At 59.7% G+C, this 19,038-nt stretch carries 16 protein-coding genes and 1 other RNA gene; 10 read left to right on the forward strand and 7 right to left on the reverse strand.

What is annotated here, in order from left to right; translation table 11 throughout:
* The 7 genes from LK540_RS23610 to ompA form a co-directional block, all read right to left on the reverse strand.
* Positions 1 to 879: a DNA adenine methylase gene (locus LK540_RS23610; RefSeq protein ID WP_229439849.1), complete on the reverse strand. Its 879-nt coding sequence runs from the start codon at positions 877 to 879 to the stop codon at positions 1 to 3.
* A 24-nt stretch (positions 880 to 903) separates the two neighbouring features.
* Positions 904 to 2,586: an AAA family ATPase gene (locus LK540_RS23615; RefSeq protein ID WP_229439850.1), complete on the reverse strand. Its 1,683-nt coding sequence runs from the start codon at positions 2,584 to 2,586 to the stop codon at positions 904 to 906.
* Between the two features lie 249 nt (positions 2,587 to 2,835).
* Positions 2,836 to 3,194: a transfer-messenger RNA gene (gene ssrA / locus LK540_RS23620) on the reverse strand.
* Positions 3,195 to 3,364: 170 nt separating this feature from the next.
* A complete protein-coding gene (locus tag LK540_RS23625; RefSeq protein ID WP_229439851.1) occupies positions 3,365 to 3,985 on the reverse strand; it encodes a glycine zipper 2TM domain-containing protein in 621 nt (206 codons plus the stop codon).
* Between the two features lie 228 nt (positions 3,986 to 4,213).
* On the reverse strand, positions 4,214 to 4,918 hold the full coding sequence (locus LK540_RS23630) for an HAD family hydrolase (RefSeq protein ID WP_229439852.1): 705 nt from the start codon (positions 4,916 to 4,918) through the stop codon (positions 4,214 to 4,216).
* Positions 4,919 to 4,934: 16 nt separating this feature from the next.
* Positions 4,935 to 5,636 (reverse strand): bifunctional 2-polyprenyl-6-hydroxyphenol methylase/3-demethylubiquinol 3-O-methyltransferase UbiG, encoded by a 702-nt coding sequence (gene ubiG, locus LK540_RS23635; RefSeq protein ID WP_229439853.1) that lies wholly within the window; start codon positions 5,634 to 5,636, stop codon positions 4,935 to 4,937.
* A 140-nt stretch (positions 5,637 to 5,776) separates the two neighbouring features.
* The gene (gene ompA, locus LK540_RS23640; protein ID WP_229439854.1) at positions 5,777 to 6,484 is read right to left on the reverse strand and encodes an outer membrane protein OmpA; all 708 of its coding nucleotides are present in this window, start codon (positions 6,482 to 6,484) and stop codon (positions 5,777 to 5,779) included.
* A gap of 404 nt (positions 6,485 to 6,888) precedes the next feature.
* Here ompA and gyrA point away from each other — a divergent pair, with 404 nt between their 5' ends.
* From gyrA to LK540_RS23690, 10 genes are all read left to right on the forward strand, one after another.
* Entirely contained in the window at positions 6,889 to 9,504 is a 2,616-nt protein-coding gene (gene gyrA, locus LK540_RS23645; RefSeq protein ID WP_229439855.1) for a DNA gyrase subunit A, read from the forward strand.
* Between the two features lie 78 nt (positions 9,505 to 9,582).
* A complete protein-coding gene (locus tag LK540_RS23650; RefSeq protein WP_229439856.1) occupies positions 9,583 to 10,128 on the forward strand; it encodes a DUF2059 domain-containing protein in 546 nt (181 codons plus the stop codon).
* A 22-nt stretch (positions 10,129 to 10,150) separates the two neighbouring features.
* On the forward strand, positions 10,151 to 11,239 hold the full coding sequence (gene serC, locus LK540_RS23655) for a 3-phosphoserine/phosphohydroxythreonine transaminase (protein WP_229439857.1): 1,089 nt from the start codon (positions 10,151 to 10,153) through the stop codon (positions 11,237 to 11,239).
* A 231-nt stretch (positions 11,240 to 11,470) separates the two neighbouring features.
* Entirely contained in the window at positions 11,471 to 12,541 is a 1,071-nt protein-coding gene (pheA, locus tag LK540_RS23660) for a prephenate dehydratase (RefSeq protein ID WP_229439858.1), read from the forward strand.
* Positions 12,542 to 12,565: 24 nt separating this feature from the next.
* On the forward strand, positions 12,566 to 13,669 hold the full coding sequence (gene hisC / locus LK540_RS23665) for a histidinol-phosphate transaminase (RefSeq protein WP_229439859.1): 1,104 nt from the start codon (positions 12,566 to 12,568) through the stop codon (positions 13,667 to 13,669).
* Positions 13,670 to 14,584 carry a prephenate dehydrogenase/arogenate dehydrogenase family protein gene (locus LK540_RS23670; protein ID WP_229439860.1) on the forward strand — a complete coding sequence of 305 codons (915 nt, stop codon included), beginning with the start codon at positions 13,670 to 13,672 and terminating at the stop codon, positions 14,582 to 14,584.
* Positions 14,581 to 15,918, forward strand: a complete 1,338-nt coding sequence (aroA, locus tag LK540_RS23675; protein WP_229439861.1) for a 3-phosphoshikimate 1-carboxyvinyltransferase — start codon at positions 14,581 to 14,583, stop codon at positions 15,916 to 15,918. Before LK540_RS23670 ends, aroA begins: the two co-directional genes overlap by 4 nt.
* Before the next feature lie 21 nt (positions 15,919 to 15,939).
* Entirely contained in the window at positions 15,940 to 16,602 is a 663-nt protein-coding gene (cmk, locus tag LK540_RS23680; RefSeq protein ID WP_229439862.1) for a (d)CMP kinase, read from the forward strand.
* Positions 16,603 to 16,753: 151 nt separating this feature from the next.
* The gene (rpsA, locus tag LK540_RS23685) at positions 16,754 to 18,460 is read left to right on the forward strand and encodes a 30S ribosomal protein S1 (RefSeq protein ID WP_267498895.1); all 1,707 of its coding nucleotides are present in this window, start codon (positions 16,754 to 16,756) and stop codon (positions 18,458 to 18,460) included.
* A 20-nt stretch (positions 18,461 to 18,480) separates the two neighbouring features.
* Positions 18,481 to 18,786 (forward strand): integration host factor subunit beta, encoded by a 306-nt coding sequence (locus LK540_RS23690; RefSeq protein ID WP_056344442.1) that lies wholly within the window; start codon positions 18,481 to 18,483, stop codon positions 18,784 to 18,786.
* The last annotated feature ends 252 nt before the right edge of the window (positions 18,787 to 19,038 follow it).

Consider the following 19,038-nt stretch of genomic DNA (forward strand, 5'->3'; position numbering starts at 1 on the left):
TTAGGCTGTTTTCAAGCTAGGTTTCGCAATTACCTCATCAGGTATATCTAAGTTAGAGCTAAAGAACATTATTTCAGAGCCAGTGTAGCGTTCTTGGGCCGTGTAGTTTAAACCGTAAGTGAGAAAAGGAGCTGGCTCATACATGTTTCTTATCTCCTCAACATTGTCGTATGACACAACCCAAGGACGGTTAAAGCGCGGCTTCTTCAGATAAGTTGCAATATTTACGTGATCAGAATGGCTGTAGAAATTTCGATATAGTCCTTGTCCTTTTACGTAATATGGAGGGTCGAGATAAATTAAGGATTTAGTGGGCAAAAAATCCTTAGAGCGTTTCAGAATTGATAGCGCGTCTTCGTTGTAAACAGATATTTTGTTTGTATTTTTGGCTATGCGAATGATTCGCTCAGCTAAGACAGATTTTTTAAAACGCGCATCTAATTTATAATCACCGGATTGCGATAGCCCACCAATTACTCCAGCTTTTAGAATTCCTGAGCGATTTGTTCGATTCATAAAAAGAGTCGCAAATCCTCGAGAAATTTGGTCCGCTTCAATCTCTCCTCGCATAATTGATCGCCAATGATGCCATTGGTCCATATCGACGGGGGTGTCATGAATTAAGCGAAGTAATTCATTAGGGTATTTAGTTACAGTTTCCCAGAAGTCAAAAATTGCCGGGTCGAAATCATTGATATGAACATGACTTACTGTGTTGTCGTATAGCAACTCTAAGGCAATCCCGGCACCACCAGCATATGGTTCAAAATAGTGCCCGCCTACGAGATTGTTGAGTTGAAGAATCTTAGTAATGAACGGTGCAAATTTTGCTTTCCCTCCTGGATAACGTAGAGGAGTATAAAGCTTGTTGGAATACATATAAGTGCGCTGTGTCTAGTGGAGCTAATTAGCTAATTTTTTATTTCCAGTTGCTGATAACACTGCAGAAATTAAATTCTGGATGAATTTTTCAACGCCTTCTTCATTTTCTTCTAGCCATCGTTGATAGAGCTTAATTTGATCAAAGCGTGACTGTCGTTCAATAAACCAATCTTTAGCAGACTTCCGATCATTTATATTGTAATTTCCGTCTAAGAAATTTGCTTTAATCGTGGCGCTTGTAATCTTGGATTTCTTGAATAGATCCCAAGTTTTGACATGTTCATTTGGGTGCTCATTTAAAGACATGCAAAACGTATGTAGAATCACTTCAGGCGACTGCTTAACTTCTTTGTTTCGATCTTCGGGCAGTTTAATTATTGCTTTGGTTTTCTTCACCGGCTTAGTATCCGAGTCCGCATCTAAAACAATAACTACCTGTTTGAAATATGGATCCTGCTTGTAGAGTTGCATAAGATTACTGCAACCCATTTTGGCTGAGATTGGATCTGGCAAAAAACCAGTTTCTTGTTTAATTCTTTGTTTGGTTTTGGGTGTCAGAATTAACTTCAATACATATAATGCTTCATCATCCTCTGTGTAAATCTTTACACGCTGGATATTGGGTTTGTTTGGTTCTGGCAATGCAGCATACATATCCCTCTTGATGTCTTCGAACGTCAAGTCTTCCTGGATGTAAGGATTAAGGGGTTCCATCAAATATACGACAGTATCGTGCCCTTTCCCAACAGGATTTTTGATTTGTGCTTGGTCCGTCATAATTTTTTCAATGACAGTCAAGGAATGGGTAGTCACGACAACTTGTAGCGAGAGCAATTTTGCTTCTCTTAGCAAAGTTGCTATCAAATCATTTTGTGTGCGAGGGTGGAAACAGGCGTCGACCTCATCGATAATCAATAATCCCCCAGGATATTCACCCCCAAGTTCGCGCTTCAATTTTTTAAATGAAGCGAGTGCGGTAACAATAGAACTTAGCGAATCTTGCCCTAATGAAACAGCTTTGGAGTCATAAGGATAAGCTGGATGTTTCGACTTTTTTAGAGTGTTTGCTATACGCTGATCAATAATCGTTTTATTTGCAAATGCACCAGTAGTAATAACTGAGTTAATCGTTTCCTGAATATACTTGGCATCGGTTTTGTCGATATTTTTGTCTTCTGCGACTTCGACGTTTGTCGGATGGCTTTCACCTAGAGGAATCATTCTGGACATGCCAAGATAGATAGTAGGCAAAGGAACCTTAGCATCAGGGCCAACAGTAACTCCTTCTGAGATGAATTCATCCTTTGGCTCATTGCGTGGCACTACTCTCAACGAAATCTCTCGTTTAGTCCCTCGTATTGTTATACGTTTTGTGGTGTTGCATCGCTTTGTAAGAGCCTTACCATTTATCTCATAATCAATTTCAGCTTGGGGCTTTTCATCAGGATTTTCAAAAAAATCGTATTTTGGCGATAATGTAAAAATCTCTTGAAAATTTGCTTGATATAAGCGTTCGAAATAGCTTCTATTGTCTACGGTGGTGAGGCCAGATCCATTGGCAAGAAGACCAAGAATTGTTGATTTTCCGCTACCATTATGTCCAGCGATAACTGTAAGCCTTGGGGCAAGGGGAATTGTCAGATTTGCTAACTTGCGGAAAGGAATTGCTCCGAATCGAATTGCTTTTAGCTTAATAGTAGGCATATCGCAAAGTATAAAATGACATGAATACTAGTAATTATTGCATGATTCTAAGAGGCAAGGATACTTTTACAGGTGTAAAATCGCCAGCTCTTTTGTTTACATTATTGGGGATGAGTGATGGTCAAGTAACGTATGAATATAAAAAAGGCTGTCTCATTGATCATGCTGAGAACTAGCGTTCAAAGCAATTTCAATATGACAGCCTTTAGATCACTGCTAAATGTAATAGCGGGCAGTGAGGACAAATTTTGGTGGAGGCGGCGGGAATCGAACCCGCGTCCGCAAGCACTCTACAGACAGTTCTACATACTTAGCACTATCAATTAATTTAACCTGGACAACGGGGATGTGCACCCTTTGTACAAGCGAGTTACCTTAAATTTCGGAAGCACCCAAGTAACCCGAGTGATTCCTAGCCTCTGTAAATGACTCTACTTGCCTTGCGGCCCACCCCAGAGGCGAGGTAGTGTAGAGCTAGCAGCAATTAAGCTGCGAGTGCGTACGAGTTATCGTTTGCAGTTATTGATTTCTGGGTGTATTTACGAGGTAACCAGCCCTCGGTATGCCCTGCGCTGCTTTGCAACCCACGTCGAAACCAGGTCGCCCCCCAACGAAAGAACTTCCATTGTACTCCAAAGCGGGTACGTGTGCACTGCGTGTTGCTTTGATGTGTGAAGCGAACGGTGCTCGGAGTTCCGCGTGGGCACAGCGTGCCCACCCTACGGTCAACGCTGGCGGAAGAACTGCTGCGCGTTAGCGCGGCAGTTCCTTATGTTGCTTAACGGTTGCCGGCGTTGCGCTGGGCGATCTCGTTGCCGAGGTAGCCGCCGCCGATCACGCCAGCCAGCGTTGCCAGCTTTTTGCCGTTGCCGCCGCCGACCTGGTTACCGATCAGGCCGCCGATGACGGCGCCGGTGGCGACGCCGACATAGCTCGAGCCTTGCTGGACCGGGGCCGGGGCAGGCGCCGGGTGGTAGGCCGGTTCGGCGTAGCGGACCGGCTGCGGGGCGGGGCGGTGCTCGACGACGCGCGGTTTTTGTACGACGGTTTGCTTGACCACGGTGTGCTTCACCACCGGCGCCGGTTCCCGCTTGACCACGATCACCGGGGCGTTGGCGGTCGCCGGCTGCACGTAGGTGGTCGTGCCTGGGGCGGCGCTGACCACGACCGGTGTCGGGGCGGCTGCCAGCTGGGCCGGCAGTGCGGTCGGCTGCAGCTGGGCGGCAGCCGGGGCAATCGGGGCGGCGGCCAGAGGGACGGCTTGCGGCTCGGGTGCGCTGCGCGACGAGGGCAGCAGGCCGGTGATGGCGGCGGCGCCGGTCAGGCTGACGATGATCACCGAGGCGGCAGCGGCGGCCATCAGGGGATGGATACGGGTGGTGGCTTGGGTGGTGGTCATGTTCTCTGCTCCATGTGGTGTTGCGTTGTTCGATGGATGCAGATTACGGAAATGGACGGTTACACGGTAGACCTGAGGCTGTATCAGTCGTAATCAGATGTAAGGGACAAATTTGATAGGGTGAAGCGTAGGCAGCGGAACCGTCCACCTTGTGTGGATGCGGACGTCAATTGACCGCGTGGGCAGTAGGGCTGGCTAAATGCCAGCGCTACAAATGCCCACCCTCCGTCATGCGATTGAAGCAACTGGCGAGGAGACTGTGGCGCATGAACGCAGCAGGGCCAGCAGATCCAGCGGCGTGGCGCACAGGTAGTCGGCACCCCAGGTCGACGGTTCGACCGAGCCGCAATAGCCCCAGGCGCACGCGACCGTCACCATGTTGGCGGCGCGGCCAGCTTCAATGTCGCGCAGGTCGTCGCCGACGTACCAGCAGTGCTCGGGCGCGATGCCGAGGCGGCGCGCGCCTTCCAGCAGCGGGGCCGGATGGGGTTTCGAAAACGGCATCGTATCGCCAGACACGATACAGCCCGCGTGGTCAAGCTTAATCTGCGGAATCAGGGGATCGGTGAAGCGCGCAGGCTTGTTGGTGACCACGCCCCAGGCCATGCCAGCGTCCGTAATGCCCTGTAACAGTGCGTCGATGCCCTCGAACAGGGTGCTGTCGACGGCCATGTGGTCCTGGTAGCGGTCGAACCAGGCGAGGCGCAATTCCTCGTAGCCGGCGTCGCCCGGCGCCAGGCCGAAGGCGGCGCCGATCATGCCGCGCGCGCCGGCCGAGGCGGTGGGGCGCAGGATGGCGTAGGGCGTGGGCGCGAGGCCGCGCTCGGTGCGCAGCCAGTTGACGGCGGCGGCGAGGTCGGGCGCGGTGTCGGCCAGCGTGCCGTCGAGGTCGAACAGAACGGCGCGCGGCGCGGGCGTGGCAGGGGAGATCATCGTGTCTGGCGCAGGGTCAAAGCGGTTTCGTGCACGCCACCATGTAGTTCACATCGGTGTCGTTGTTGAGCGAATAGATTTTGGTGAGCGGGTTGTAGCTCAGGCCCTTCATGCCGTCCACCTGCAGGCCGGCCAGGCGCAGGTATTGCGACAGTTCGGCCGGGGTGATGAACTTGCCGTAGTCGTGGGTGCCGCGCGGCAGCATGCGCAGCACGTATTCGGCGCCGATCACGGCCAGCAAATAGGCCTTCGGATTGCGGTTGATGGTCGAGAAGAACAGCTTGCCGCCCGGTTTTACCAGTGCAGCGGCGGCGCGCACGATCGAGGCGGGGTCCGGCACGTGCTCGAGCATTTCCATGCAGGTGACGACGTCGTACTGGCCGGGTTCTTCGGCAGCCATGTCTTCGGCGGCGATCAGCTTGTAGCGCACTTCCACGCCCGACTCCAGGCTATGCAGGTCGGCCACTTTCAGCGCCTTTTTCGACAAATCGATGCCGGTGACCTTCGCGCCCTTGCGCGCCATCGATTCCGACAGCACGCCGCCGCCGCAGCCGATGTCGATCACGTTCTTGCCGGCCATCGGCGCGCGCGCGTTGATCCATTCCAGGCGCAGCGGATTGATTTCGTGGAGCGGTCGGAATTCCGAGGTCGGGTCCCACCAGCGGTGGGCCAGTTCACTGAATTTCGAGATTTCGAGGGGGTCGGCGTTCGTAGTCATAGGTCGGAATAATAGCGGGAAACTCTGCGCCGTGAGGTACAAGCGGGCGACAAAAGTGCCGGGGACGAAAAAAACCCCGCGTGAGCGGGGTTCGAAAGCTTGTTGCAAGCGGGTGGCAGGCCACCCGCTCTTACGCCCGATTACTGCTGGCGGCTGCGGGTGCCGACCACTTCGATCTCGACGCGGCGGTTCTTCGCACGGCCATCCGAGCTCTTGTTGTCTGCAACCGGCTGGCCTTCGCCCTTGCCTTCGGTGTAGATGCGGTTGGCATCGACGCCCTTGCCTTGCAGGTAGGCCTTGACGGCTTCGGCGCGGCGGATCGACAGCTTCTGGTTGTAGGCATCGGTGCCGATCGAGTCGGTGTGGCCGACGGCGATGATGACTTCCAGGTTCATGTCGCCCAGTTTCGAGGTCAGTTCGTCGAGCGAAGCCTTGCCTTCCGGCTTCAGGACAGCCTTGTCGAAGTCGAAGAAGGCGTCAGCCGAGTAGCTCACTTTTTCCGAGGTCGGGACCGGAGCCGGTGCCGGGGTTGGTGCAGGTGCCGGCGGCGTGGCTTCGACCGGTGGCGGCGGGGCCACGCACTTGCCGTTTTCGAGTTTTTCAGGCGGGACGCACAGCGGCGCGTCGCAGCCAGGGACCGCGTCGGCCGGGGTCCAGTAGCCGGTACGCCAGCACAGGCCGAAAGGATCGCGCGCGATCACGCCGCGGCTGTCCTGGACGTAGGCGCTGTACGGCTTGTTCGCCTGGATGTCGGTGGTCAGCGGCGCGTATGGCGGTGCGCTTTGAGCAAACGCACTGCCAGCCATCGCTGCCGAAGCTGCGAGCATGAGGGTTGCAATTTTCTTCATATTTTTCTTCCTTTCGGTTTTAAATCCATCCGTTGCGGGCTGAGCGCATTGACGTAAGCAGAATATTAACATCCATGCAGCCGTGTACGGTTCGCATTGCGAAATTAGCAATTAACTTCTCATCCATTTTGCCATATGCGCCATGACCGCACGACCGCACGATGCCCATTTGCGGTGCATCACATTTTGACACGTTGTTTCTGCGCAACAATGTATTGCCAGAGCACGCTAGCTTGACGAAGGTTTATGACAAGCATGTGTCAAAAGGTCAATTGTGTGTGCTTGGCAAGTAGCCGGCGGAGAAGGAGAGTTGCCTGCGAATTACGCTGCGGGAGGGTCGCCCATGGTAAAATCCTCCGCTTGTAATTCATAAATCCACAGCCTGAAAGCAGTCGACACGCCCAATGGATCAATTCGCAAAAGAAACAGTCCCGATTTCCCTCGAAGAAGAGATGCGCAAGAGCTACCTCGATTACGCGATGAGCGTGATCGTGGGCCGTGCGCTGCCGGATGTGCGCGATGGCCTGAAGCCTGTGCACCGCCGCGTGCTCTACTCGATGCACGAGAGTAATTACAACTTCAACCGCCCGTACGTGAAGTGCGCGCGCGTGGTCGGCGACACCATGGGTAAGTACCACCCGCACGGCGACTCGTCGATCTACGACACGCTGGTGCGCATGGCCCAGGACTTTTCGCTGCGCTACACGCTGGTCGACGGCCAGGGTAACTTCGGTTCGATCGACGGCGACAGCGCGGCGGCCATGCGTTACACCGAGTGCCGCCTGGACAAGATTTCCAGCGAACTGCTGGCCGACATCGACAAGGACACCGTCGACTACCAGCCGAACTACGACGGCAAGGAAAAAGAACCGACCGTCTTGCCGACCAAGATCCCGAACCTGCTGATCAACGGCTCGTCGGGCATCGCGGTCGGCATGGCCACCAACATTCCGCCGCATAACCTGTCGGAAGTCATCAACGGCGCCCAGCACCTGCTGCGCAACCCGGACTGCACGATCGACGAGCTGATCGAGCTGATCCCGGCGCCGGACTTCCCGACGGCCGGCATCATCTACGGCGTCTCGGGCGTGCGCGACGGTTACCGCACCGGCCGCGGCCGCGTGGTGATGCGCGCCAAGACCCACTTCGAAGAGTACGGCAAGGATGGCGGCCGCGTGGCCATCATCATCGACGAGCTGCCGTACCAGGTGAACAAGAAGTCGCTGCTCGAGCGTATCGCCGACAACGTCCGCGAGAAAAAGCTGGAAGGCATTTCCGACATCCGCGACGAGTCCGACAAGTCGGGCATGCGCGTGGTCATCGAACTCAAGCGCGGCGAAGTGCCGGAAGTGGTGCTGAACAACCTGTACAAGCAGACCCAGCTGCAAGACACCTTCGGCATGAACATGGTGGCGCTGGTGAACGGCCAGCCGAAGCTGCTGAACCTGAAGCAGATGCTGGAGTGCTTCCTGTCGCACCGCCGCGAAGTGGTCACGCGCCGCACCGTGTTCGAGCTGCGCAAGGCGCGCGAGCGCGGCCACATGCTGGAAGGCCTGGCGGTGGCGCTGGCGAACATCGACGACTTCATCGCCATCATCAAGGCGGCGCCGACGCCGCCGGTGGCGAAGGTGGAACTGATGCAGCGCGCCTGGGACTCGTCCCTGGTGCGCGAAATGCTCACGCGTACCGACCTCGGTGCGTCGGGCGGCATCGAGGCTTTCCGTCCCGAGCACCTGCCGAAGCACTACGGCATGCAGCACGACGGCCTGTACAAGCTGTCCGACGAGCAGGCCCAGGAAATCCTGCAGATGCGCCTGCAGCGCCTGACCGGCCTGGAACAGGACAAGATCGTCAACGAGTACAAGGAAGTGATGGCCCACATCGCCGATCTGCTCGACATCCTGGCGCGTCCGGAACGCGTGACGACCATCATCAGCGACGAGATGGCCCAGATCAAGTCCGACTACACGGAAAACGGCAAGGACGCGCGCCGCTCGGCCATCGAGCACAATGCCAACGAGCTCGAGACCGAAGACCTGATCACGCCGCAGGACATGGTGGTGACGCTCTCGCACACCGGCTACATGAAGTCGCAGCCGATCGCCGAATACCGTGCGCAGAAGCGGGGCGGGCGCGGCAAGCAGGCGATGGCGACCAAGGACGAGGACTGGATCGACCAGCTGTTCATCGCCAACACCCACGACTACATGCTGTGCTTCTCGAACCGCGGCCGCATGTACTGGCTGAAGGTGTGGGAAGTGCCGCAGGGCTCGCGCAACTCGCGCGGCAAGCCGATCGTGAACATGTTCCCGCTGCAGGACAACGAGAAGATCACGGTGATCCTGCCGCTGTCGGGCGAAAACCGGACCTTCCCGGAAGACCATTACGTGTTCATGGCGACCTCGCTCGGCACCGTCAAGAAGACGCCGTTGCGTGACTTCAGCAACCCGCGCAAGGCCGGCATCATTGCGGTCGACCTCGACGAGGGCGACTTCCTGATCGGCGCCGCGCTGACCGACGGCGAGCACGACGTGATGCTGTTCTCGGACGGCGGCAAGGCGGTGCGCTTCGACGAGAACGACGTGCGTCCGATGGGCCGCCAGGCGCGCGGCGTGCGCGGCATGAACCTGGAAGAGGGCCAGAACGTGATCGCCCTGCTGGTGGCCGAGAACGAGCAGCAGTCGGTGCTGACGGCCACCGAGAACGGCTTCGGCAAGCGTACCCCGATCCTGGAGTACACCCGCCACGGCCGCGGCACCAAGGGCATGATCGCGATCCAGCAGTCCGAACGCAACGGTAAGGTGGTGGCCGCGACCCTGGTCGACGTCAACGACGAGATCATGCTGATCACCACCGGCGGCGTCCTGATCCGCACCCGCGTGGCCGAGATCCGCGAGATGGGCCGTGCGACCCAGGGCGTCACGCTCATCGCGGTCGAGGATGGCACCAAGCTGTCGGGCCTGCAGCGCGTGGTCGAGACCGATCTCGAAGAGGTCGAGCTCGAACAGGCGCCGGAATAAAGGCCGCGAACGCCACCCCTGCGCGGGTGGCGTTTTTTTTCGTGGGTCCGTCCTGCGATGCACTGAAAGTACACGACAATGAAAAAAGTTTTGCTTGCCCTGGCCACCGCGGCCACCTTCCTTGCCATGCCCGCGCTGGCGCAGACGGCGCCCGGCGCCGACCCGCAGACCATGGCGGCCGTAAAGACCATGCTCGACGCGATGGAAGCGCGCAAGATGACGATGGCGGCCTATGCCGAGATGGAAAAGGCGATGCCGGCGATGATGCAGTCGCAGTTCACCTCGATGATCGACAGCGATGCGAGCCTGAACGCCCAGCAGAAGCAGGAAATGCATGCCCGCATGGAGCGTGCCTTGCCGGCCATGATCGACGGCATGTGGGCGATCATGCGCGACCCGGCCGTGGTCGACCAGATGATGGAGCAGATGGCGCTGATGTATGCCAACAACTTCACCACGGCCGAGATCAATGAACTGGCGGCCTTCTACCGCACCCCGGTGGGGCGCAAGATGATCGCCACCGTGCCGAAGATTTCGGCCGACAGCATGGCGATGTCGCAGCGCGTGATCATGCCGCGCTTGAACCAACTGATGCAGACCTTCGTACAGGATCTCCAGAAATAGTCAGCATACGCGAAAGGACCGCATGACCCAGGTATTCAACTTTTCCGCAGGACCGGCTGTCCTGCCCAAGGAAGTGCTGCAGCAGGCCGCGAGCGAGATGCTCGACTGGCAGGGCAGCGGCATGTCGGTGATGGAGATGTCGCACCGCGGTCCCGAATTCATCTCGATCTACAGGCAGGCCGAGGCCGACCTGCGCGAGCTGCTGGCCGTGCCGGCTAACTACCGCATCCTGTTCATGCAGGGCGGCGGGCTGGGACAGAACGCCATCATCCCGATGAACCTGCTGGGCCGCGTGCGCGAACCGGCCGTGATCGACTTCGTGCACACGGGATCGTGGTCGGGCAAGTCGGTCAAGGAAGCGGCGCGCTATGCGCAGGTGAATGTCGCGGCCTCCAGCCAGGCCGGGGGATTTACGTCGGTGCCGGCGCAGGCGTCGTGGCAGCTGACCGAGGGCGCGGCTTACCTGCACGTGTGCACCAACGAAACTATCGACGGGGTCGAGTACAACTTCGTGCCGCAGCCGCCTGCCGGCGTGCCGCTGGTGGCGGATATGTCCTCGCACATCCTGTCGCGGCAAATCGACGTGTCGCAGTACGGCGTGATCTTTGCCGGGGCGCAGAAGAACATCGGGCCGGCTGGGCTGACCCTGGTGATCGTGCGCGAGGATTTGCTGGAGCATGCACTGCCGATTTGTCCGTCCGCCTTCAACTGGAAGAACGTGGCCGAGCACGAATCGATGTTCAATACGCCGCCGACCTATGCGATCTATATCGCGGGACTCGTGTTTGCGCACCTGAAGGCGCAGGGTGGCGTGGCGGCGATGGAAGCGCGTAATATCGAAAAGGCGCGCTTGCTGTACGAGGCGCTGGACCGCGACGATTTCTACGCCAACCGCGTGGATGAATCATGTCGCTCGCGCATGAATATCCCGTTTTATTTACGCGACGAATCACTGAATGAAGCATTCCTGGCCGGCGCCAAGGCGCGCGGGCTGCTGCAGCTGAAGGGCCACAAGTCCGTCGGCGGTATGCGGGCATCCATCTACAATGCGATGCCGATCGAAGGTGTGCAGGCACTGGTCGATTATTTGAACGAGTTTGCGGGGCGGTAAGCGGCCTGCGGCCGATGGCGGATGCTTCGCCTGCGGTCGGGGTTGAATAGCCTTTGACTTTCGTAGGGTGGGCACCTGTGCCCACGCGGTACGGCGGTTGAGCAGCGATTGCCTGGCCGACGTCGGGTGCCGCCGCATATCGAGCGATGAGACAGCGTGGGCACAGGTGCCTTACGCGGCCCGGCCCACCCTACAACTGCGAACACCACACCAGTCTTAACTAGCACAACAATGAACGACAAACTCCTCCCCCTGCGCCAGCAGATCGATGCCATCGACGCCCAAATCCTCGACCTGCTGAGCCAGCGCGGCCGGCTGGCCCAGGAAGTCGGCCACGTGAAGGCCGAAACCGACGCCCCCGTGTTCCGCCCCGAGCGTGAAGCCCAGGTGCTGCGGGGCGTGGCCGAACGCAACGGCGGTCCGCTCAACGACCACGACCTGCAAACCATCTTCCGCGAAGTCATGTCCGCCTGCCGCGCGCTGGAAAAGCGCGTCACCGTGGCCTACCTCGGCCCGGCCGGCACCTTCAGCGAGCAGGCCGTCTATCAACAGTTCGGCAGCGCCGTCGAAGGCCTGCCTTGCGCCTCGATCGACGAGGTCTTCCGCGCCGCCGAAGCCGGCACCGCCGACTTCGGCGTGGTCCCGGTCGAGAACTCGTCGGAAGGCGCGGTCAACCGCACGCTGGACCTGATGCTGGCCACCACCACCATCATCAGCGGCGAAGTCTCGATCCCGGTCCACCACAGCCTGATGAGCAAGAGCGGCAGCATGGAGGGCATCACCACCATCTGCGCCCACTCGCAGGCACTGGCCCAGTGCCAGGTCTGGCTGAACCTGCATCATCCCGGCATCGCGCGCCGCGCCGTGGCCTCGAATGCGGAGGCGGCGGTGATGGCCAGCCGCGACCCGTCGGTGGCGGCGATTGCCAGCGAAATGGCGGGCGAACAGTATCAGCTCGGCGTGGTGCAGGCCCACATCCAGGACGACCCGCACAATCGCACGCGTTTTGTCGTGATCGGCCAGCATGCCACCACGCCCTCGGGCAAGGACCGCACCTCGCTGGTGCTGGCGGTGCCGAACAAGGCGGGCGCCGTCTACAACCTGCTGGCGCCGCTGGCCACGCACGGCGTGTCGATGAGCCGGTTCGAATCGCGCCCGGCGCGCACCGGTAACTGGGAGTATTACTTCTACGTCGACGTCGAGGGTCACCGCCAGGACGCGCCGGTCGCGCGCGCCCTGCAAGACCTGCAGGACAATGCCGCCTTCTACAAGCTGCTGGGTTCCTACCCGGTCGGCCTCTAATTTCCATTTTTTTGAGATCTCACCATGACGCAATTCGGTCCAGAGTACGTTCGTGCCATCGCCCCTTACCAGGCCGGCAAACCCATCGCTGAAGTCGCCCGCGAATTCGGTCTCGACGAAGCCACCATCGTCAAGCTCGCATCGAACGAGAACCCGTTCGGCGTGCCGGAATCGAGCAAGGCCGCGATGGCCAAGGCCGCCGCGGAACTGGGCCGTTACCCGGACGCCAACGGCTTCGAACTGAAGGCCGCGCTGGCCGAGCGCTACGACGTGCCGGCCGACTGGATCACCCTCGGTAACGGCAGCAACGACATCCTGGAAATCGCCGCCCACGCCTTCGTACAAAAGGGTGAGGCGGTGGTGTACTCGCAGTATTCGTTCGCCGTGTATGCGCTGGCGACGCAAGGCGTGGGCGCGCGCGCCATCGTGGTGCCGGCCGTGAAGTATGGCCACGACCTCGACGCCATGGCTGCCGCCATCGATGCCGACACGCGTCTGGTGTTCGTGGCCAATCCGAACAACCCGACCGGCACCTTCATCGGCGCGCAAGAGATCGAAGCCTTCCTGAACAAGGTTCCTTCGAACGTGATCGTCGTGCTGGACGAGGCCTATAACGAATACCTGGCGCCCGAATACCAGTTCGAGTCCGCCAGCTGGGTGCGCAAGTACCCGAACCTGGTCGTCTCGCGCACCTTCTCCAAGGCCTATGGCCTGGCCGGCCTGCGCGTCGGCTTCGCGATTGCCCAGCCGGCCGTCACCGATTTGATGAACCGCATCCGCCAGCCCTTCAACGTGAATTCGCTGGCCCAGGCTGCGGCGATTGCGGCGCTGAACGACAAGGAGTTCCTGGCCAAGGGCGCCGAGAACAACGCGGCTGGCTACAAGCAGCTGACCGCCGCCTTCGATGAGTTGGGCCTGGAATACGTGCCGTCCTTCGGCAACTTCGTGCTGGTGCGCGTGGGCGACGACGACGGGGCCGGTGCACGCGTCAACCTGGCGCTGCTGAAGCAGGGCGTGATCGTGCGTCCGGTGGGCGCCTACGGCCTGCCGCAATGGCTGCGCATCTCGATCGGCCTGCCGCAGGAAAACGCGGCCTTTATCGACGCACTGAAGAAGACGCTGGCGTAAATGCTGGGCAAAGTCGTCATCGTCGGCGTCGGGCTGATCGGCGGTTCGTTTGCGCTGGCGCTCAAAGCCGCCGGCGCCGTGCGCGAAGTGGTCGGCCTGGAGCGTTCGCCGCAAGCGCTGGCGCGTGCGCTGGAGCTGGGCATCGTCGATGTGGCGACCACCTCTCCGCAAGAGGCGATGAATGGGGCCGACCTGGTGCTGCTGGCCGCACCGGTGGCGCAGACGGCGCGGATACTCGAAGCGCTGCTGCCGCACCTGGAGCCGGGCACGGTGATCACGGACGCCGGCAGCACCAAGTCCGACGTCGCCGCCACCGCGCGCGCCGTGCTGGGCGAGCGTGCCAGGCAGTTCGTGCCCGGCCATCCGATTGCCGGCCGCGAATCGAACGGTCCCGACGCCGCGCTGCCCGATCTCTACCAGGGCAAGAAAACGGTGATCACGCCGCTGCCGGAAAATGCCCCGGGCGACGTCGGCCTGGTCGCCGCGGCCTGGCGCCTGTGCGGCGCGGTCATCCACACGCTCACGCCCGGGCAGCACGACAGCGTATTCGCCGCGGTCAGCCATCTGCCGCACCTGCTGGCCTTTGCCCTGGTCGACGACATCGCGCACAAACCGCACGCCGACCTGCTGTTCCAGTACGCCGCCAGCGGCTTCCGCGACTTCACGCGCATCGCCGGCTCCTCGCCCGAAATGTGGCGCGACATCAGCCTGGCCAACCGCGATGCGCTTCTTACCGAGCTGGATGCATATCTGGCACAATTGACAGCATTGCGCGCACGCCTGGCCGCGAACGACGGTCCCGGGCTGGAAGCCATCTATACGAATGCGCAGCGCGCCCGCCGGGCCTGGAGCGAGGCCATCGAGACAGCCGAGCCTCCGGTCCCAGGATCAGCTTCAAATCAGGAACCTCAATGACGCAGCAAAAGCCGAAACACTACCCGCAGCACATCGACCTGGAACCCGTGATGCACGTGGAGGGCACGGTGCGCCTGCCGGGTTCGAAAAGCATCTCGAACCGCACGCTCCTCCTTAGCGCGCTCGCCGAAGGCACGACCACGATCCACGACCTGCTGGCCTCGGACGACACCCTGGTCATGCTGGGCGCGCTGCGCTCGCTCGGCATCGAGTGGGAAGAAATCGACGAGCGCACCATCATCGTCCACGGCAAAGCCGGCGAACTGCCGAACCATGAAGCCGACCTCTTCATGGGCAATGCCGGCACCGCGATCCGTCCGCTGACGGCGGCCCTGGCCGTGATCGGCGGCAGCTATACCCTGCACGGCGTCTCGCGCATGCACGAACGCCCGATCGGCGACCTGGTCGACGCCCTCAACGAAGTCGGCGCCCAGATCGAGTACACCGGCGAACCGGGCTTCCCGCCGCTGCACATCAAGCGCGGCCATATCCACGCGAACCGCATGTCGGTGCGCGGCAATGTGTCGAGCCAGTTCCTCACGGCCCTGCTGATGGCCGCGCCGCTGATGACGCGCGGCCACGCCGTCACCATCGACGTGGAGGGCGAACTGATCTCGAAACCCTACATCGAGATCACCCTGAATCTGATGCGCCGCTTCGGCGTGGAAGTGGAACAGGCCGGCTGGTCTTCGTTCACCGTGCAGCCGGGCCAGCGCTACCAGAGCCCGGGCAGCATCCACGTCGAGGGCGACGCGTCCTCGGCTTCCTACTTCCTGGCGGCCGGCGCGATCGGCGGCGGGCCGGTGCGGGTCGAGGGCGTGGGCGAGCTCAGCATCCAGGGCGACGTGCGCTTTGCCGACGCATTGGAACGCATGGGCGCGACGATTACCCGTGGCGACAACTGGATCGAGGCGCGCTCGAACGGCGTCCTGAAAGCGATCGACGCCGACTTCAACCACATTCCCGATGCGGCGATGACGATTGCCGTGGCCGCGTTGTATGCCGACGGCACCAGCACCCTGCGCAACATCGCCAGCTGGCGGGTAAAGGAAACCGACCGCCTGGCGGCGATGGCGACCGAGCTGCGCAAGGTCGGCGCCATCGTGGAAGAGGGCGCCGACTACCTGCGCGTGACGCCGCCGCACGAACTGCTGCCGGCCACCGTCGACACCTACGACGACCACCGCATGGCGATGTGCTTCTCGCTCGCCGCGCTCGACGGCAAGGCGCGCCGCGGCAACGCCATGCGCATCAACGACCCGAAGTGCGTCGCCAAGACTTTCCCCGACTACTTCGAGGCGTTTGCCGGCATCGCCAGGAACGAATTGTTTTGAACCGTTTTAAAAAGAAAAATCATGCCTAACTCCCACATCCCCGTCATCACCATCGACGGCCCGACCGCCTCGGGCAAGGGCACCGTTGCCGCGCGCGTGGCCGACCGCCTCGGCTACCACCTGCTCGACTCGGGCGCGCTGTACCGCCTGACGGCGCTGTCGGCGATCCGCGCCGGTGTCGCGCTCGACGACGAGCACGCGGTGGCGAAGCTGGGCGCCGAGCTGCCGGCCACGTTTTCGAACGGCGACATCTTCCTTGCCGGAGAAGAAGTGGGAGCGGCGATCCGCGCCGAGGAAGTGGGCAACAGCGCCTCGAAGATCGCGGCCTTCCCGGCGGTGCGCCAGGCCCTGTACGGCCTGCAGCTGGGCTTCCGCAAGGCGCCCGGCCTGGTGGCCGACGGGCGCGACATGGGGACCGTCATCTTCCCGAACGCCCGCCTCAAAGTGTTCCTCACGGCAAGTGTAGAAGCACGTGCGGAACGCCGATATAAGCAATTGATTGGCAAAGGAATTTCTGCTAATATGGAAGGTCTGCTGGCTGATTTGCAGGCGCGCGACGAACGCGATACCCATCGCAGCGTCGCCCCGCTGGTGCCGGCAGAGGGTGCGTATATCCTCGATACGTCAGACATGACGGTTGATGAAGCAGTGGAACAAGTGCTCCATTGGAACGCATTGTTGTAAATACCTGGATGTTTCCGGATGCTTTAATTCGGACCCGTAGTACAGCCGTAAAGGAGCCTGTGAGGCGTTTGCCGCACGGGCATTTGTTTCAACCTGACCCAGTTCAGAACCACACTATCGCTGGTCCTGCTGGCTAACATGTAAATCACCTATGTCTACTGCAACCACCCAAGATACCGGTATGGAAAGCTTCGCAGCCCTCTTCGAGGAATCGCTGCAACGCCAGGATATGCGTTCGGGCGAAGTCATCTCGGCTGAAGTCGTCCGCCTGGATCACAACTTCGTCATCGTCAACGCTGGCCTGAAGTCGGAAGCCTTCATCCCGGTCGAAGAATTCAAGAACGACCAGGGCGAACTGGAAGTTCAAATCGGCGATTTCGTTTCCGTGGCTATCGAGTCGCTGGAAAACGGCTTCGGCGACACCATCCTGTCGCGCGACAAGGCCAAGCGTCTGGCTTCGTGGCTGGCACTGGAAAAAGCGATGGAATCGGGCGAAATCGTCACCGGTACCGTCAACGGTAAAGTCAAAGGCGGCCTGACCGTCCTGACCAACGGCATCCGTGCCTTCCTGCCGGGTTCGCTGGTCGACACCCGTCCAGTCAAGGACACCACCCCGTTCGAAGGCAAGACCCTGGAATTCAAGGTCATCAAGCTGGACCGCAAGCGTAACAACGTCGTCCTGTCGCGCCGCGCCGTCATCGAAGCATCGATGGGCGAAGAACGCGCCAAGCTGATGGAAACCCTGAAAGAAGGCACCGTGGTTACCGGCGTCGTCAAGAACATCACCGACTACGGTGCGTTCGTCGACCTGGGCGGCATCGACGGCCTGCTGCACATCACCGACCTGGCATGGCGTCGCGTGCGTCACCCGTCGGAAGTCCTGTCGGTTGGCCAAGAGATCACCGCTAAAGTCCTGAAATACGATCAAGAGAAGAACCGTGTTTCGCTGGGCGTGAAGCAACTGGGCGATGACCCATGGACCGGTCTGTCGCGTCGTTACCCACAAGGCACCCGCCTGTTCGGTAAAGTCACCAACCTGACCGACTACGGCGCGTTCGTCGAAGTGGAACAAGGCATCGAAGGCCTGGTCCACGTGTCGGAAATGGACTGGACCAACAAGAACGTGGCCCCGAACAAAGTCGTGCAGCTGGGCGACGAAGTCGAAGTCATGGTCCTGGAAATCGACGAAGAGCGTCGCCGTATCTCGCTGGGCATGAAGCAGTGCAAGGCGAACCCATGGGACGACTTCGGCATGACCCACAAGAAGGGCGACAAGGTCAAGGGTTCGATCAAGTCGATCACCGACTTCGGCGTGTTCATCGGCCTGCCAGGCAACATCGATGGTCTGGTGCACCTGTCCGACCTGTCGTGGACCGAAGCCGGCGAAGAAGCTGTCCGCCGCTTCAAGAAGGGCGACGAGCTGGAAGCCGTTGTTCTGGCCATCGACGTCGAGCGCGAGCGTGTTTCGCTGGGCGTCAAGCAGCTGGAAGGCGACCCGTTCAACAACTTCGCAGCCCTGAACGACAAGGGTTCGCTGGTCACCGGCACCGTGAAATCGGTTGAGCCAAAAGGCGCCGTGATCGCCCTGAACGAAGAAGTCGAAGGCTACCTGCGCGCTTCGGAAATCTCGCGCGACCGCGTGGAAGATGCCGGCACCCACCTGAAAGTGGGCGACAAGGTCGAAGCCCTGGTCATCAACATCGATCGCAAGGCTCGCAGCATCCAGCTGTCGATCAAGGCGAAAGACAGTGCCGACACCCAGGAAGCGATGAGCAAGCTGGCTTCGGACAGCAGCGCCGCATCGGGCACCACCAGCCTGGGCGCACTGCTGAAGGCCAAGTTCGATAACAAGAACTAATAGCCTGTCGAGGCGACCAGATGACCAAGTCCGAGCTGATTGCACGACTGGCTGAGCGTTACTCTCAGCTGGTCGCCAAGGATGCGGAGTACGCTGTCAAGACCATCCTCGATGCGATGACCAACGCCCTGGCGACCGGGCAGCGCATCGAGATCCGTGGTTTCGGCAGCTTCGCGTTGAACAGCCGTCCGCCCCGCATCGGACGCAACCCGAAGTCCGGCGACAAGGTGATGGTGCCCGAAAAACGGGTGCCCCACTTCAAGCCGGGCAAGCAGTTGCGCGAGCGGGTGGATGCGATGGTCGGGCAACCGATTATCGAAGACTGAATCGTCTGCCAGCCAACAAGAACGGCGTCCTTCGGGGCGCCGTTTTTTTTCGTGCGTATGTAGCTGCTGGTCTTCCGATGCGGCCCGCGACGTTGACCGTACGGTGGGCACTTGTTTAGCACAGGGACATGGGTAACACATGTGCCGGGCTATTCTAGCTGCTCTCGCCGTCGATTCGTAGATCGATATTCTTTACTTCCCAGTTGCAGTAGAAGACGTTGTAGACGCCGTCGATATTTGATGGACGCACAG

The organism is Massilia sp. IC2-278 (genome assembly GCF_020708045.1).
GTDB lineage: Bacteria > Pseudomonadota > Gammaproteobacteria > Burkholderiales > Burkholderiaceae_D > Telluria.